14 protein-coding genes are annotated in these 16,020 nt (G+C 71.4%); 5 read left to right on the top strand and 9 right to left on the bottom strand.

The features are described 5' to 3' along the window. Nucleotides 1–34 precede the first annotated feature (34 nt). The 6 genes from AU196_RS03485 to AU196_RS03460 all read right to left on the bottom strand — a co-directional run bounded on the left by AU196_RS03485 (nucleotide 35) and on the right by AU196_RS03460 (nucleotide 6,099). Nucleotides 35–937, bottom strand: a complete 903-nt coding sequence (locus AU196_RS03485; protein WP_059093691.1) for a tyrosine recombinase XerC — start codon at nucleotides 935–937, stop codon at nucleotides 35–37. A 4-nt stretch (nucleotides 938–941) separates the two neighbouring features. Beyond that, nucleotides 942–2,129: a lactate 2-monooxygenase gene (locus tag AU196_RS03480; RefSeq protein ID WP_059093690.1), complete on the bottom strand. Its 1,188-nt coding sequence runs from the start codon at nucleotides 2,127–2,129 to the stop codon at nucleotides 942–944. A gap of 49 nt (nucleotides 2,130–2,178) precedes the next feature. Continuing rightward, nucleotides 2,179–3,039: a siderophore-interacting protein gene (locus AU196_RS03475; protein ID WP_059093689.1), complete on the bottom strand. Its 861-nt coding sequence runs from the start codon at nucleotides 3,037–3,039 to the stop codon at nucleotides 2,179–2,181. A gap of 62 nt (nucleotides 3,040–3,101) precedes the next feature. Continuing rightward, nucleotides 3,102–4,223 carry a DNA-processing protein DprA gene (dprA, locus tag AU196_RS03470; protein WP_059093688.1) on the bottom strand — a complete coding sequence of 374 codons (1,122 nt, stop codon included), beginning with the start codon at nucleotides 4,221–4,223 and terminating at the stop codon, nucleotides 3,102–3,104. After that, on the bottom strand, nucleotides 4,220–5,734 hold the full coding sequence (locus AU196_RS03465; protein ID WP_059093687.1) for a YifB family Mg chelatase-like AAA ATPase: 1,515 nt from the start codon (nucleotides 5,732–5,734) through the stop codon (nucleotides 4,220–4,222). Before AU196_RS03465 ends, dprA begins: the two co-directional genes overlap by 4 nt. Further along, nucleotides 5,734–6,099, bottom strand: coding sequence for a YraN family protein (locus tag AU196_RS03460; RefSeq protein ID WP_059093728.1), 366 nt, complete (start codon nucleotides 6,097–6,099; stop codon nucleotides 5,734–5,736). Before AU196_RS03460 ends, AU196_RS03465 begins: the two co-directional genes overlap by 1 nt. 163 nt (nucleotides 6,100–6,262) lie before the next feature. On the opposite strand from AU196_RS03460, the gene AU196_RS03455 reads away from it, so the two are divergent. Next, nucleotides 6,263–7,105 (top strand): DUF1206 domain-containing protein, encoded by an 843-nt coding sequence (locus AU196_RS03455; protein ID WP_082695606.1) that lies wholly within the window; start codon nucleotides 6,263–6,265, stop codon nucleotides 7,103–7,105. Nucleotides 7,106–7,167: 62 nt separating this feature from the next. Here the strand turns inward: AU196_RS03455 and AU196_RS03450 are convergent, their stop codons facing one another. Continuing rightward, nucleotides 7,168–7,476: a hemophore-related protein gene (locus AU196_RS03450; protein ID WP_231737316.1), complete on the bottom strand. Its 309-nt coding sequence runs from the start codon at nucleotides 7,474–7,476 to the stop codon at nucleotides 7,168–7,170. A gap of 387 nt (nucleotides 7,477–7,863) precedes the next feature. Here AU196_RS03450 and AU196_RS03445 point away from each other — a divergent pair, with 387 nt between their 5' ends. Genes AU196_RS03445 through AU196_RS03430 form a run of 4 tightly spaced genes read left to right on the top strand, consistent with a single transcriptional unit; the run spans nucleotide 7,864 to nucleotide 14,005 of the window. Further along, the gene (locus AU196_RS03445) at nucleotides 7,864–8,892 is read left to right on the top strand and encodes an iron ABC transporter substrate-binding protein (protein WP_059093727.1); all 1,029 of its coding nucleotides are present in this window, start codon (nucleotides 7,864–7,866) and stop codon (nucleotides 8,890–8,892) included. After that, nucleotides 8,893–10,473: an ABC transporter permease gene (locus AU196_RS03440; protein ID WP_059093684.1), complete on the top strand. Its 1,581-nt coding sequence runs from the start codon at nucleotides 8,893–8,895 to the stop codon at nucleotides 10,471–10,473. Then, entirely contained in the window at nucleotides 10,470–11,519 is a 1,050-nt protein-coding gene (locus AU196_RS03435; RefSeq protein WP_059093683.1) for an ABC transporter ATP-binding protein, read from the top strand. The genes AU196_RS03440 and AU196_RS03435 overlap by 4 nt, the downstream gene beginning before the upstream one ends. Continuing rightward, nucleotides 11,516–14,005, top strand: coding sequence for an AMP-binding protein (locus tag AU196_RS03430; RefSeq protein ID WP_059093682.1), 2,490 nt, complete (start codon nucleotides 11,516–11,518; stop codon nucleotides 14,003–14,005). Before AU196_RS03435 ends, AU196_RS03430 begins: the two co-directional genes overlap by 4 nt. On the opposite strand, the gene AU196_RS03425 is transcribed toward AU196_RS03430, so the two are convergent. Together AU196_RS03425 and AU196_RS03420 are read right to left on the bottom strand one after the other, a co-directional pair. Then, complete coding sequence (locus AU196_RS03425) at nucleotides 13,974–14,789, bottom strand: acyl-CoA thioesterase (protein WP_059093681.1); 816 nt, start codon at nucleotides 14,787–14,789, stop codon at nucleotides 13,974–13,976. The genes AU196_RS03430 and AU196_RS03425 overlap by 32 nt on opposite strands. Continuing rightward, nucleotides 14,786–16,006, bottom strand: coding sequence for a CoA transferase (locus AU196_RS03420; protein ID WP_059093680.1), 1,221 nt, complete (start codon nucleotides 16,004–16,006; stop codon nucleotides 14,786–14,788). Before AU196_RS03420 ends, AU196_RS03425 begins: the two co-directional genes overlap by 4 nt. Nucleotides 16,007–16,020 lie beyond the last annotated feature (14 nt).

Below are 16,020 nucleotides of genomic sequence, written 5' to 3'. Positions count from 1 at the left end.
AACACTAACCTCAGGCCGGCTCACACCGTCGCACTCAGGCGCGCGGGTGGGCCTGGTCGTGGACGGCGCGCAGCCGCTCCACGGTGACGTGGGTGTACAGCTGGGTCGTCGCGAGCGTGGAATGGCCCAGCAGTTCCTGCACGATGCGCAGATCGGCGCCGCCTTCGAGCAGATGTGTGGCGGCGCTGTGCCGCAGGCCGTGCGGGCCGATGTCGGGCGCGCCGTCGACCGCGCCGACGGTCTGATGCACGACCGTGCGGGCCTGGCGCGGGTCGAGTCGCCGCCCGCGCGCGCCGAGCAGCAGCGCGGGCCCCGACTCGGGTGTGGCCAACGACGGACGGCCACCGCTCAGCCAGGCTCGCAGTGCCTGCTCGGCCGGTTCGCCGAACGGGACGGTGCGCTGCTTGTCCCCCTTGCCGAGTACGCGCAGCAGCCGCCGGGGGGTGTCGACGTCGTCGATGTCCAGTCCGCACAGTTCGCTGACGCGGATCCCGGTGGCGTAGAGCATCTCGACGATCAACCGGTCGCGCAGGGCGAGCGGATCACCCTGCTGCGCACCGAGATTCGCGGCGTCGAGCGCGTCGCGGGCCTGGTCACGGCGCAGCACCGCGGGCAACGTCCGCCGCGCTTTGGGCACCTGCAGCCGAGCGGCCGGGTCACCCGTCATCAGGCCCCGACGCACGGCCCACGCGGTGAAGGTCTTCACCGCCGAGGTCCGCCGGGCCAAGGTGGTGCGCGCCGTTCCGTCGACGGCCTGGGCGGCGAGCCAGGCGCGCAGCACGGGCAGGGTCAGCGACGTGAGGTCGGCGCCGGGGGTCCGGGCGTCGACGAACGCCGACAGGGAGCGCAGATCCCCGAGGTACGCGCGCCGGGTGTGGACGGAGCGGCCCCGCTCCAGCGCGAGGTACTGGTCGAACTCCTCGAGGACGGACTCCACGCCCCTACCGTGGCAGAGCCGCCACGGGTGTCCAGCCGACGCGCCGCAGCGTGTCCGGGGTGAGATCGGCCAGCGTCGGATAGCCGTCGACGGCCATGGTGAGGTCGGCTTCGGCGAGCAGCGACCGCAGGACGTGGACGACGCCCTCGACGCCGCCGAGCGCCAACCCGTAGGCGTACGGCCGGCCGATGCCCACGGCGGTGGCGCCGAGCGCGAGCGCCTTGACGATGTCCGAGCCGCTGCGGATGCCGGAGTCGAACAGCACCGGGAGCCCGTCGGCGGCCTCGACGACGCCGGGCAGGCAGTCGATCGCCGGGAGGCCGCCGTTGGCCTGGCGACCGCCGTGGTTGGAGCAGTAGATGCCGTCGACGCCTTCGTCTTTGGCGCGCCGGGCGTCGTCGGCGTGACAGATTCCCTTGACGATCAGGGGCAGCTTGGTCAGCGAGCGCAGCCAGGGCAGGTCTTCCCACGTCAGCGGGTTGCCGAACAGCGACACCCACTTGAACACGGCGCCCTGCGGGTCCTCCTCCGGTGGCCGCGCCAGGCCGGCCCGGAACACCGGGTCGCTGGTGTAGTTGGCCAGGCAGCGCCCGCGCAGCTGCGGGAAGTTCGAGGTCGACAGGTCGCGGGGCCGCCACCCTGGCACCCAGGTGTCGAGCGTGACGATGATCCCCCTGTAGCCGGCGGCCTCGGCGCGCTGCACCAGGCTCGCGGCCAGGTCCCGATCGGTCGGGGTGTAGAGCTGGAAGAAGCCCGGTGTCTCCCCGAACTCGGCGGCGACGTCTTCGAGTGGGTCTTCGGTGAGCGTGGACACCACCATCGGCACCCCGGTGCGCGCGGCGGCCCGCGCGCTCGCGAGGTCACCGTGCCCGTCCTGCGCGCAGATGCCGATGACGCCGATCGGCGCCATGAAAACCGGTGCAGGCAGGGACAATCCGAACAGGTCGACCGACAGGTCGCGATCACGGGTGGCCCGGAACATCCGCGGTATCAGGCCCCAGTTGTCGAAGGCCGTGCGGTTGACCCGCTGCGTGCGTTCGTCGCCCGCCCCGCCCGCGACGTAGGAGTACACCGACGGCGGCATCGCGGATTGGGCCTTGGCCTCCCATTCCGCGAACGTCATCGGCAGGTTCGGCACGATGCCGGACAGCCCCTGCAGGTAGATCTCGAGTTGGTAGTCGCCGAATGCCATGCCCGTCAGCGTGCCAGCCCGGGCACCGGCGGGGGCGCAGACTCGCGTCTCAGTTCGCCGCTTCGGCCTTGGCCAGCTCGGCCTTCCACTGCCGGAACGTCTCCTCGGTGCGGCCGCGTCGCCAGTAACCGGAGATCGACGAGGCCCACTTGGCCTCGACACCGCGTTCCTTGCGGATGTAGGGCCGCAAATTGTGCATGACGGCCTGAGCCTCACCGTGGATGAACACCTGCGCCTGCCCGGGTAGCCACGCGGCATCCTTGACCGCCGCGATGAGCGGGGCGTTGTCGCCGGCGGCTTCCTCGGGGACCAGATCGGCGCGGCCGCCCCGGTAAACCCAGCTGACCGTGACGCCTTCGGGCGCGGCCAGGGGGATCTCGTCACTGGGCCCGGCGACCTCGACGAAGACGTAGCCGACGGCATCGTCGGGCAGCGCCTCGAGCACGGCGCCGATGGCGGGCAGGGCGGCCTCGTCGCCGGCGAGCAGATGCCAGTCGGCCGCCGGATCGGGGCTGTAGGCGCCGCTCGGACCCATGAGGTAAGCCGGCTGCCCCGGCCGCGCCGAGGCGGCCCACGGACCGGCCACCCCGTGTTCCCCGTGGACGACGAAGTCGATGGTGACCTCACCGCGCTCCGGGTCGGCCTTGCGGACGGTGTACGTCCGCACCACCGGCCGCTTTTCCGGTGGCAGTGCCGTGAAGCTGTCGATCGTGAGCGGCGTCTCGAGTGCGGACACGTCGACACTGTCGGGGACGATCACGAGTTTGACGTAGGCGTCGGCGAACTCGTTGGGCGTGAAGGTGCCGAAGCCGGACGTCGTTCCGTTGCCACCGAGCACCACACGAATCATGTGTGGTGCCAGCTGCTCCGTGCGCAACACTTCGAACGTGTGCACCGGTCGTCCCGCCACAACTGCCTCCTGACTCTCGACTGATCCCCCGACGATACGAGCGGGCCCGCCCGCGCGGTGACCTACCGCCCCCTGGCGATCTTCCAGCGCCCGCCCTCGTGGACCACCAAGCCTGCCACCTCCAGCATCGCCAGCGGCCCAACCACCTGGTGGGCGGGTATGCCCGCGGCGACCGCCAACTCGTCCGCGCTGCGCGCACCCCGCATGGGCAGCGCGTCGTAGATCCGCCGCTCGGCGTCGGTGCACGCGTCGAGCGGTGACGTCGGCCCCGCCTCGACCGGGGCGAGCTCTCCCATCCGTCCCACCAGCTCGACGACCTCCTCGGGGCCGGTCACCAGGGTGGTCTCACCGTCGCGCAGCAGGCGGTGACACCCCACCGACGCGCTCGACGTGACCGGTCCCGGGACGGCGCACACGTGGCGACCGAGTGCCCGGGCCCACGCCGCGGTATTGGCCGCACCGCTGCGGGCCCCGGCCTCGACCACGACGGTGGCACCCGACAGGGCCGCGACGAGTCGGTTGCGGGTCAGGAAGCGGCTCCGGGTCGGGCGAGCTCCGGGCGGATATTCGCTGAGGAGCAGCCCGTCCCTGCGGATCCGGCTCAGCAGAGCGGCGTGGCCGGCCGGGTACGGCACGTCGACGCCGCCGGCGACCACCGCGACGGTCACGCCGTCGGCAGCCAGCGTCGCCCGGTGCGCCGCGCCGTCGATGCCGAACGCACCACCCGACACCACCGCCACCTCGCGCATCGCGAGCCCCGCGGCCAGGTCCCCCGCCACGTGCTCGCCGTATGCCGTGGCGGCCCGCGTGCCGACGATCGCCGCGGCCCGACCGGCGGTCTCGGCCACACCGACCGGGCCGACCGCCCACAGCACCAGTGGTGAATGTCCCTGCGGGCGATCGAGAGTGCCGAATGCGACGAAGCTCAGCAGCGGCCACTCGTCGTCGAACGGGGTGACGAGCCGACCGCCCATCCGGGCCAGCACGTCGAGATCGGCCTGCGCACAGTCCTGCTCCCGGCGGGCCTCGGTTCTGCGCTCGAGCGTGTCCTCCACGTCCCCGCGCCGCACCTTCTCGGCGGCCGCCACCGGACCCTGCGCAACAGCGAGCGCCGCCAGCTCCGGGCACGGCGGTTCGGCGACCCGGGACAGATACGCCCACGCCCGCTCGACGTCGGTGCTCATCGCAGCCCCTCCACGTGCCGGAAACTCAACGCCACGCCGACGTCGTCCTTGGTCGGTGAAGACCGCCCGGCCAGATCGGCCAACGTCCAGGCGACCCGCATCGAGCGGTCGACCCCACGGATGCTCAGCACGCCGCGTTCGAGCGCGGTCCGCAGCGGCGCCATCGCGTCACGCGGGAGCCGGAACCGCCTGCGCAGCAACGGTCCGCTCACCTCGGCGTTGGTGCGGACGCCGTAGGGACGCCACCGTTCCTCCGCCGCCGCGCGGGCCGCCGCGACGCGTTCGCGGACGACGGCAGTCGGCTCCCCCGCTTCGGGGATCAGCGCGCCGGCCCGCACGGGGTGCATGTCGACCCGGATGTCGACCCGGTCGAGCAGCGGACCCGACAGCTTGCCGAGATAGCGGCGTTTGACCCCGCCTGGACATATGCAGTCCTTGGGGTCGGTGCGCGCGCACGGGCACGGGTTGGCCGCGAGCACCAGTTGGAAACGGGCGGGATAGCGGGCGACGCCGTCACGCCGGGCGATCCGGATCTCGCCGTCCTCCAGCGGAGTGCGCAGCGCCTCCAGCGCGCTCACCCGGAGTTCGGCGCATTCGTCGAGGAACAGCACCCCGCGGTGGGCGCGACTGACCGCACCCGGACGCGCCATTCCCGTCCCTCCGCCCACCAGCGCTGCGACACTCGACGTCTGGTGTGGCGCCACGAACGGCGGCCGGGTGATGAGCGGCGCGGCGCCGGTCAGCAGGCCCGCCACCGAGTGGATCGCGGTCACCTCGAGCGACTCCGCTTCCGACAGCGGCGGCAGCAGGCCCGGAAGGCGTTGCGCCAGCATCGTTTTGCCCACCCCAGGTGGTCCGGTCAGCATGAGATGATGCGCACCCGCGGCGGCCACCTCGACCGCGAAGCGGGCATGCGCCTGCCCCACCACGTCGGCGAGGTCGGCCGCCTCGTCCGGTGCCGCCGGCGGCGCGGCGATCCGTCGTTCGAGCTCGTCCTTGCCTTCCAGCCACCCGTACAGCTGCCCCAGCGTCCGCACGCCCCACACGTCGACGCCGTCGACCAGGCTGGCCTCGGCGAGGTTCTCACACGGCACGATGACGGCCGGCCAGCCCTCCCGTTTGGCCGCGAGCACCGCGGGCAGCACGCCCTTGACCGGCCGGACCCGGCCGTCGAGCGCCAATTCGCCCAGGAGCAGCGACTTTTCGAGCCGGTCCCACTCCTTCTTGCCGTGCGCACAGGTCACCGCGGCCGCCAGGGCCAAGTCGTACACCGACCCCATCTTCGGCAGCGTGGCCGGCGAGAGCGCCAGCGTCAGCCGTGCCTGCGGCCACTCACAGCCGCCGCAATTGGTGATCGCCGCCCGCACCCGATCCCGCGACTCCTGCAGCGCCGCATCGGGCAGCCCGACCAGATGCACCCCCGGCAGGCCCGAACTGATGTGGGCCTCGATCTCGACGATCACCCCGTCGAGCCCGAACACCGCGACCGAGAACGCCCGGCCCAACGCCATCACGCCACCCCCTCGAGGTGGTGGATCACCGGGACGCGTCCGCCGAGGCGCACCCCGATGACGTCGATGCGCACCGCCGCCCAGCGCGTCTCCTGACCGGCCAGCCACAGCCCCGCGAGGCGGCGCAGCCGCCGCACCTTCTGCGGCGTCACCGCCTCCGCGAGACCGCCGAACCCGTCACCTGTGCGGGTCTTGACTTCGACGAACACCACCGCACTCCCATGCGGATCGGTGACGATCACGTCGAGCTCACCGTACCGGCACCGCCAATTGCGTTCCAGCACCTGCATTCCCAAACCACGCAAGTGCTCGACCGCCAGGTCCTCCCCCAGCGTGCCGATCTGCGCGCGCGTCCATGAAGTCATGACCCGACCCTGTGCAGCGCCACCGACACCGAACCCACCGCCGGACCGATTCATCCCCAGGCGCCGGTTCATCCACAGGCGCGCCGAGTTTCACGTCCGTCAAAACGGGGGACTCGTAGCCGTCCGTCCACGCGACTGCACCGACGCAGGAGGTTCCATGAGCATGAGCGCCAGACCCGGCTACGGCAACGTTCAAGGCAGCGCCCACGGCGCTGTCAACAGGGCCACCGACAGCAACGCCTTCGAATACGCCGCCCGGGCCGGGTTCGCCGCCAGCGGTGTGCTCCACCTGCTGGTCGGCTACATCATCCTGCGGATCGCACTCGGCAGCGGCGGCAGCGCCGACCAGTCCGGGGCGCTGGCGACGCTGGCCGGCCAGACCGGCGGCAAGGTTGTGCTGTGGATCGCCACCATCGGGTTGGTCGCCCTCGGTCTGTGGCGCCTGGCGGAGGCGGTCGTCGGATCCAAGCCGGGCGAGCAGTACGGGCAGACCCAGGGCGACAATCCCGCCTGGAAGCGCGCCAAGTCGGTGGGTCTGGCGATAGCCAACTTCGCGATCGCGTTCTCGGCCATGCAATTCGCCACCGGTGGCGGTCAGAGCAGCGGCCAGCAGAACTCGGGGATGTCGGCGCAACTCATGCAGCACGGATGGGGCAAGGCACTGCTGATCCTTGTCGGCCTCGGCGTCATCGCGGTCGGCGGCTACCACGTCTACAAGGGCGCAACGAAGAAGTTCCTCGAGGATCTGCGGGCCGCCGGCGGAACAGGCATCACCGCGGTCGGCGTCTCCGGTTACGTGGCCAAGGGCCTCGTGCTCGCCGGTGCGGGCATCCTCGTCATCGTCGCGACCCTGCAGGCCGACCCGGCCAAGGCCTCCGGACTCGACGCGGCGGTCAAGACGCTCGGTCAGGCGCCGTTCGGCAAGTTCCTGCTCATCGTCGCCGCGATCGGCATCGCGGCGTTCGGCGCCTACAGCTTCGTGCGCAGCCGCCACGGCCGGCTCTGACCACCCGTGAGACGGGAACCGCCGCCGCCGCGTCGCTGCGGCGGCGGTTCTCGTCGCCGGGATTACTCGGCGAGCGCGTCGAACAGCGTCGCGAGCTGACCCGGCTGCACCGTCACCCCGCACTGGTTGCGCTGATCGATCAGCGGCCGGGCGATGTTGCGCAGGTCCACGAACTCATTCGGGTGGGCGGTGAAGTACGCCCGGACCGAAGCCTCGCCCTCGCCGGCCGGCTGCGAAGCCGGTGGCGTCGCACGTGGCAGGCTGCGCCGCGGCGGTCGGCAGCGCGATGGTCGCCGCGGCCACGCCGCCCAGAGCGCACGCGGCAAACGCGCGGCCATTCCGCGGCGTGCGGTCTTCGATGACATGGTCATGTCTCGTCTTTCCTCGTCTGTGTGGTGAACGGTCGCTCTCCCCCGCGACCAGAGGCCAACGTACCCGCGCAGAACCGGAGGACTTCGAGCCCCGGAAACCGCCTGGTCAGAATGCGAAACGCGTGACAGATTGGGCAGTGATGTCGGCCTCAATCCGATGCCGTTCCCTGAGTGTTCGTTAAGGCATCGACGCGCGATTCAAGAAACCCGCAGAGTGCCTTCACGACATCGTTACCGCATCGTGACAGCTACCGAATGGCGCATCAGGGGCATTGCGGTCGTGGCGGTCCAGTCGGCGACAAGGTCCCGGCCGGCAGATAGGGAAGGGTATCTTCACTTAGGTCTGCCTCAGGTCACAGCGCCCGTGGCGCGGGAAGGATGCACTGGATGCGACCACGTTTGAGCCGGATCACCCGCCCGATCGTCACCGTCGTGTCGGTCCTCGCGGTGGTGACGGGTCTGGCCGCCTGCTCGAGTTCCGACGACTCCGACGAGCTGCTGATCTACAACGCGCAGCATGAGTCGCTGACCAAGGAGTGGATCGACGCCTTCACCGAGGAGACCGGGATCAAGGTCTCCTACCGTCAGGGCGGTGACACCGAACTGGGTAACCAACTGGTCGCCGAGAAGGATGCCTCACCCGCCGACGTCTTCCTGACCGAGAACTCGCCCGCCATGGCGGCCGTCGAGCGCGCCGGGCTGTTCGCCGACCTCGACGCCGCCACCGTCGGTCAGGTTCCCGCGCAGTACCGGCCGGCCACAGGCAAGTGGACCGGTGTCGCGGCGCGCAGCACCGTATTCGTCTACAACCCGTCCCGCCTCAAGGCCGATCAGCTGCCGAAATCGCTGCTCGATCTGCAGCGGCCCGAATGGAAGGGCCGCTGGGGCGCCCCGCCTGCGAAGGCCGACTTCCAGGCGATCGTCGCCGCCCTGCTCCAGCTCGAAGGTGAACCCGCGACGGCGCAGTGGCTGGCCGGGATGAAGGCGAACGCGGTCATCTACAACGACAACATCGCCACGCTCAAGGCGGTCAACGCCGGTGAGGTCGACGGCGGCGTGATCTACCACTACTACTGGTTCCGCGATCAGTCCAAGACCAAGGAGATCAGCGGCAACACCGCGCTGCACTACTTCAAGAACCAGGACCCGGGCGCGTTCGTCAGCCTCTCCGGCGGCGGGGTGCTCGAGTCCAGCGACAAGAAGGATCAGGCGCAGCAGTTCATCACGTTCATCACCGGTCGGGCCGGACAGGAGGTGCTCGAGAAGGGCACGTCGTTCGAGTATCCGGTTGCCAGCGGGGTGCCGGCCAACCCCGCCCTGCCGCCGCTGGACACGCTGCAGGCACCGACGGTCGATCCCTCCACGCTGGACGCCCAGAAGGTGACCGATCTGATGACGAAGGCTGGCTTGCTGTAGGTGGTCGCCGCCGCCCCGCCCGTTCCACCCCCCGCGACACCGGTCACGCGGTCCGACAAGACCGCCCGGCCCGGCCCACTGGTCTCCGGCACGGTGGCGATCCTGGTCGCCGCCACGCTGATCCCGCTGGGTTACGTCGTGTGGGGGGCGATCTCGATCGGGTGGAGCCGGGCCTACGAACTGGTGGTCCGGCCGCGCGTCGGCGAATTGCTGCTCAACACCGTCGCGCTGGTCGCGGTCACCGTTCCGCTGTGCGTGGTGATCGGTGTGGGGGTGGCGTGGCTGGTGGAACGCACCGACCTCCCCGGCCGTGCCTTCTGGCGTCCGGTGTTCGTCGCGCCGCTGGCGGTGCCGGCGTTCGTCAACAGTTACGCCTGGGTCGGCGTCGTCCCGTCGCTGCACGGACTCTGGGCCGGTGTCCTGGTCACCACGCTGTCCTACTTCCCGTTCATGTATCTGCCCGCGGCCGCGACGCTGCGCCGGCTCGATCCGGCCGTCGAGGAGTCGGCGCGCGCGCTCGGATCCCATTCGGCCGGGGTGTTCTTCCGGGTGGTGCTGCCCCAACTGCGGCTGGCCATCCTCGGTGGCGGGCTGCTGATCGCGGTGCATCTGCTGGCGGAGTTCGGCGCGTTCGCGATGGTGCGCTTCGACACCTTCACCGTCGCGATCTTCCAGCAGTTCCAGGTGACGTTCGACGGTGCGGCGGGCAGCATGCTGGCCGGGGTGCTGGTGGTGCTGTGCCTGGTGCTGCTCCTCGCCGAGGCCGCCGCCCGCGGGAAGGTGCGTTACGCGCGGATCGGCTCGGGGGCACAACGCGCCGCCGCGCCGGTTCACCTGGGCCGCAGCATGATCGGCGCACAGGTGACGCTCGCCGCCCTGGCCGTGCTGGCCCTCGGGGTGCCGGTGTGGACGATCCTGCGCTGGCTCTACATCGGCGGCGCCGAGGTGTGGGCGTTCGACGACATCGGCGAGGCACTCGGCCAGACGGTCGTGCTGGCCGGGATCGCCGCCGCGTTGACGACGGCGCTGGCATTCCCCGTCGCCTGGGTCGCGGTGCGGTCCAGCGGATTCCTCGCCCGCGCAGTCGAAGGCGCCAACTACGTGACGAGTTCGCTACCCGGCATCGTCACCGCGCTGGCGCTCGTCACCGTCACGATCCACGTCGTCCGCCCGCTGTACCAGAGCGTGGCGCTCATCGTGTTCGCGTACGTCCTGCTGTTCATGCCGCGCGCCCTGGTCAACGTGCGCGCCGGGCTGGCCCAGGTGCCGACCGGCCTGGAGGAGGCGTCCCGTTCGCTGGGCCGCTCCCCGACCGTGACGTTCCTTCAGGTCACGCTGCGCCTCACCGCACCCGCCGCGGCCGCAGGCGCGTCGATGGTGTTCGTCGCCGTCGCAACGGAATTGACCGCGACGCTGCTGCTCGCCCCGACCGGGACCCGGACGCTGTCGATGCGGTTCTGGTCCTACGCCAGCGAGTTGGACTACGCGGCCGCCGCACCGTTCGCCCTGGTGCTGGTCCTGCTGGCGGTCCCGGTGACGATGATCCTGCTCCAACAGTCGACGAAGGGGGCCGCCCGGTGACCGGCCCCGCCCTGCTCGAGGTCCGTGCGCTCGCGAAGACGTTCCACGGCAGCACCGTGCTCGACCACATCGACCTGGACGTGGCACCGGGCAGCCTGACCGCCATCGTCGGGGCCTCCGGCTGCGGCAAGACCACGCTGCTGCGGCTCATCGCGGGGTTCGAGACCCCCGACGACGGAACCATCACCATCGCCGGCCGGCGGGTCGCGAGCGCGACCAGCGCGGTGCCGCCGCACCGTCGCAGCGTCGGGTACGTCGCCCAGGACGGCGCCCTGTTCCCCCACCTGACGGTCGGCCAGAACATCGCCTACGGCCTGCCCGGGAGCGCCCGGAGCGCCGCGGTGCGCGCCCGGGTGGCCGACCTGCTCGACACCGTCTCGCTCGACGCCACGTTCGCCCAGCGCCGGCCGCACCAGTTGTCCGGTGGTCAGCAGCAGCGCGTCGCACTGGCCCGGGCGCTGGCCCGCGAACCCGACCTGATGCTGCTCGACGAACCGTTCAGCGCCCTGGACACCGGGCTGCGCGCCTCCACCCGGAAGGCCGTCGCGGGCCTGCTCACCCGCGCCGGCGTGACCACCCTGCTGGTGACCCACGACCAGGAGGAGGCGCTCTCGGTCGCCGATCAGGTGGCCGTCATGCGCGACGGGCGCTTCACCCAGGTGGGCTCGCCCGAACAGGTCTACCGCCAACCCGTGGACCGGTTCACCGCCGAGTTCCTCGGCGACTGCGTCACCCTGCCGTGCACCGTGTCGGGCAATGTGGCCGACAGTGCCCTCGGACGCATCCCGGTGACGGCCGACGACGGTCCGGCCACCCTGATGCTGCGCCCCGAACAGCTCGTGGCGACGGTGGTCGACGACAGCGGGCGGCTCGACGGTGTCGGGACGGTCATCGGCGTCGAATTCCTCGGCCATGACGTGTTGTTGACGATCGACCCGGCCGGTGACGCCGCGCCGATCGTCGTACGCCAGCACAGCCTCTCCCCGCCGCCCGTCGATGCCAAGGTGCGCATCGATGTGGTGGGTCACGGAGCGGTGCTGACATGAGCGGCCTCGTGACACACCTGCGTGCCCACGGCGATCGGACCGCGGTGCTCACCGACTCCGGGCGGGTGTCCTACGGCGACCTCGCCGACCGGGTGTCCGACGTCGCCGCTCGGCTCGGGGACACCCGTCGCCTGGTGCTGCTCGAGACCCGCAACGACCTCCCGACCCTGGTGCACTACCTGGGGGCCCTGGCGGGCGGCCACGTGGTGCTGCCGGTTCCGGCGGGACGGGACCACAGCGAGTTGACGGCCTCCTACGATCCCGACGTCGTCGTCGACGCGGCCGGCCTGCATCCCCGCCGCGCGGGCAGCGCGCACCGCCTGCACGACGACCTCGCGCTGCTGCTGTCCACGTCGGGCAGCACCGGGTCACCGAAGCTGGTCAGGTTGTCGCGGCGCAACCTGATCAGCAACGCCCGCGCGATTGCCGACTACCTCGACATCCGCGAAACCGACCGGGCCGCAACCACTCTCCCGATGTCGTACTGTTACGGCCTCTCGGTGATCCACAGCCACCTGCTGCGTGGGGCCGCGCTCATCCTCACCGAACACTCCGTCGTCGACGACGAGTTCTGGGCGTTGTTCCGCCGCCACCGCGGCACCAGCTTCGCCGGTGTCCCCTACACGTTCGACCTGCTCGACCGCGTCGGGTTCGACACCATGGACCTGCCCGACCTGCGCTACCTCACCCAGGCGGGGGGCCGGATGGCCCCCGAGCGGGTGCGGCGCCACGCCGAACTCGGCGCGGCCCGCGGCTGGCGGCTAATCGTGATGTACGGCGCCACCGAGGCGACCGCCCGGATGGCCTACCTCCCACCCGAGCTCGCCGCCACCCATCCCGGCTGCATCGGGGTGCCGATCCCCGGCGGCTCGTTCACGATCGAACCGCTCGACGGCTGGCCGGCCGACGACGCCGCGGGCGAACTCGTCTACCGCGGCGACAACGTGATGATGGGCTACGCGCACGGATCCGCCGACCTCTCGCGCGGCGACGAGGTCGAGGCGCTGCACACCGGCGACATCGCCCGCCGCCGCCCCGACGGCCTCTATGAGGTGATCGGCCGCAGCAGCCGGTTCGTCAAGATGTACGGCCTGCGCATCGATCTCCAGCGGCTCGAGACGGCGTTGCGCGACCGCGGCGTCGCCGCCCTGTGCACCGACCTCGACGACCGCCTCGTCGTCGCCGCGGCCGCACCCCACCGCCCGGCGGAGGTGGCGCGACTGGCCGCCGACGCCGCCGGGGTGCCGTCGAGCGCGGTGCACGCCGTCGCGGTCGCCGAGCTGCCCATGCTGCCGACCGGCAAGCCGGACTACCCCGCGGTCCGGGCGCTGGCCGCGCCGCTCGACGACACACCGCCGACCGCGGATCTGACGGCGGTGTTCGCCGACGTCCTGCACCTCGACCGCAACGCCGTCGACCCGGCCGCCAGCTTCATCGACCTGGGCGGCAACTCGCTGACCTACGTGACGATGTCGGTGCGGCTGGAACGGGCGCTGGGTAGGCTGCCCGGCGACTGGCAGCGAATGCCTCTGCGCGACCTCCAGTCTCAGGTCACGCCGAAGCGCCGGCGCTGGACCGCGACCCTGGAGACCAGCGTGGCGCTGCGCGCCGTCGCGATCGTACTGATCGTCGGGTCCCACGCCACGCTGTTCGAACTGTGGGGCGGGGCGCACGTGCTGCTCGGCATCGCGGGGTACAACTTCGGCCGCTTCTGCCTGACGCCCGCCCCGCGCGTGCAGCGGGTGCGGCACCTGCGCACCACGATCGCCTGGATCGCGATCCCGTCGGTGGTGTGGGTGGTGATCGCCCTGCTGGTCACCGACGACTACCACCTCTCGAACCTGTTGCTGGCCAACAAGTTCCTCGGTCCGCACGACAGCATGACCGCCGGGCGGCTCTGGTTCGTCGAGGTCATGGTGTGGACCCTCGTCGCGCTGGCGGCGTTGATGGCGCTGCCCGCCGCCGACCGGGCCGAGCGGCGCAGGCCGTTCGCGTTCGCCGTGGGTTTCCTGGCCGTCGGGCTGGCGCTGCGCTACGACGTCCTGGGGCTGGAACTCGGCCGCGAGGCCTGGTTCACGATGCTGACGTTCTGGTTCTTCGCGGCCGGCTGGGCCGCCGCGAAGGCCCGCACACCGTGGCAGCGCATCGCGGTCACGGTGGCGCTCGTGGTCGGGTTGTACGGGTACTTCGAGGACACCAACCGCGAGCTGCTGGTGCTCGCGGGCTTCGTGCTGCTGATCTGGCTCCCCGCCCTGCGCTGCCCGCCCGGGTTGACGGTGGTCGCGGGCGTCGTCGCCGAGGCGTCGCTGTACACCTATCTCACGCACTTCCAGGTGTATGCCTTGTTCGAGGGTCGCCCCGCGCTGGGTGTGGCCGCGTCGCTCCTGGTCGGTGTGCTGCTCACCCAGGCGCTCACCCTGCTCCGGCGGCGGTTGCGCGAGCGCAGACCGAGCGTCAGTGCGGCCGCGGTTCCCGCTCGGCGATGAGCCCTTCCTGCGCCAGCGTGGCAGCGATCACGCCGTCGGCGCGGACCAGGCTCGCGGTGATCACGCCGCGGCCCCGGGCGGCGGCCGGTGAGGTGGACTCGAGCAGGTTCCACTCGTCGGCCCGTACCGGTTGGTGAAACCACACCGACGAATCGGTGGTGCCGCTGCGATGGGTCCGCGCCCGCATCGAATGCCCGTGCACCTGCAGGGCCGGGTCGATCATGTAGAGGTCGGTGACGTAGACGGCGATCACCGTGTGCAGGAGCGGATTCGCGGGCAGGGCAACCGTGGCACGCCACCAGAACCGCCGCACGAAATCCTCGCCGGAGCCGTTGTCGACGACACGGATGTCGAGCTCGTCGAGCGGCACCGACGGCGCCGGACCGGGCGGCCCGGTGGGCTCCAGGCCGTCGGGGCCGGGGGCGGGCAGCCGACGGTGGCCGTGTTCGGGACCGGCCATCGGCACGGCGAATGACACCGTCGCGGCGGTCAGCAGCCGGCCGGCCTGCCGCGACTCGACCCGCCGGGCCGCGGTGGTGCGGCCGTCGTGGACCGCGGTGACCTCGTAGACCACCGCGTCGCCCGCCTCACCGCCGCGCAGGAACTGCAGATGCATCGCGGTCGGGGGGCGGTCGGGAGCCACGGTGCGCGCGGCCGCGGCCAGGCTCTGCGCGGCGAGGTGCCCGCCGTAGGCGCGTTTGCCCGCCGGCCCGCTCGGCGGTCCGACCCAGGTGTCCGCGCGCTCGCCCGCCGCCACGTCGAGGAACTCGAGCAGGCGGCTCACGCGCCACCCGATCCCGTTGCGACCGAACCGGATTCGGTGAGCCGGGAGACCTCGTCGGCGGAGATGCCGAGCCACTCGGACAGGACGGCCGCGGTGTCGTCGCCCAGCGCGGGCGCGGCGACCGCGGGCGGGTAGGTGCCGTCGAACGAGACCGGCAGACCGGGAGCCAGGTACCGACCGACGCGGGGCTGGTCGAGTTCGGTGAACAGCGGGTTGGCCGTGACGCGGGCGTCGCCCGCGACCTCGGCGAAACTGCGGTACCGCTCCCACAGCACCGACGTGCCGGACAGCGCCGACGCCACCTCGTCGGCGGTGTGCGCGCTGAACCAGACGGTGAACAACCCGGTCAGCGCATCGCGATGACGGTAGCGGTCGCCTTCGTCGGTGAAGTCGGCGCCGAGTGCCTCACCCAGCGCGGCGACGGCCTTGGCGGTCCCGGTCAGTTCGGTGAGGTCGCGGAAGTGCCGATTGGTCAGCGCCACCACCATGAACGCGGCGCCGTCGCTGCTGACGAAGTTCTGGCCGTAGGTGCCGTAGAGCGAATTGCCCACCCGCGGACGGGATTCGCCGGTCACCATCGCTTCGGTGAGGAACGCGAGATTGCCCGCGGTGGCCAGCGCCACGTTCTCCAGCGGAATACTGATCCGGGCACCGGCGCCGGTGCTGTCGCGGTGGCGCAGCGCGGTCGTCACCGCGAGCGCGGCATAGAGTCCGCAGGACACGTCCCACGCCGGCAGCACGTGGTTGACCGGGGTGGCCAACTCGGGCGGACCGGTCACCAGGGGGAATCCGGTGGCGGCGTTGACGGTGTAGTCGACCGCGGTGCCGCCGTCGGCGCGCCCCGACACCTCGACGTGAATGACATCCGGGCGGTGGGCGGCCAATGTGTCGTACGAATGCCACTGCCGCCCCGCGACATTCGTGATCAACACCCCTGCGTCGACGATCAGCCGGGTCACCAGATCCTGGCCTTCGGCACTGCGCATGTCCACGGCCACCGACCGCTTGCCCTTGTTCAGGCCGGCCCAGTAGATGCTGTCGCCGGCGTCGGTGAGCGGCCAGCGCCGGTAGTCGGCGGCGCCCCCGACCGGGTCGACACGGATCACCTCGGCGCCCAACTGCGTCAACGTCATCCCCGCCAGCGGCACCGCCACGAAGCTGGAGATCTCGACGATGCGTACCCCGGCGAGCGGCCGGACCGGATCGGTTGCAGGCATCCGCTCAAGTTAGC

It is taken from the genome of Mycobacterium sp. IS-1742 (assembly GCF_001500125.1).
Classification (GTDB): domain Bacteria; phylum Actinomycetota; class Actinomycetes; order Mycobacteriales; family Mycobacteriaceae; genus Mycobacterium.
The sequence above is the reverse complement of the archived record's forward strand: the minus strand, read 5'-3'. Positions and strand labels throughout refer to the sequence as shown.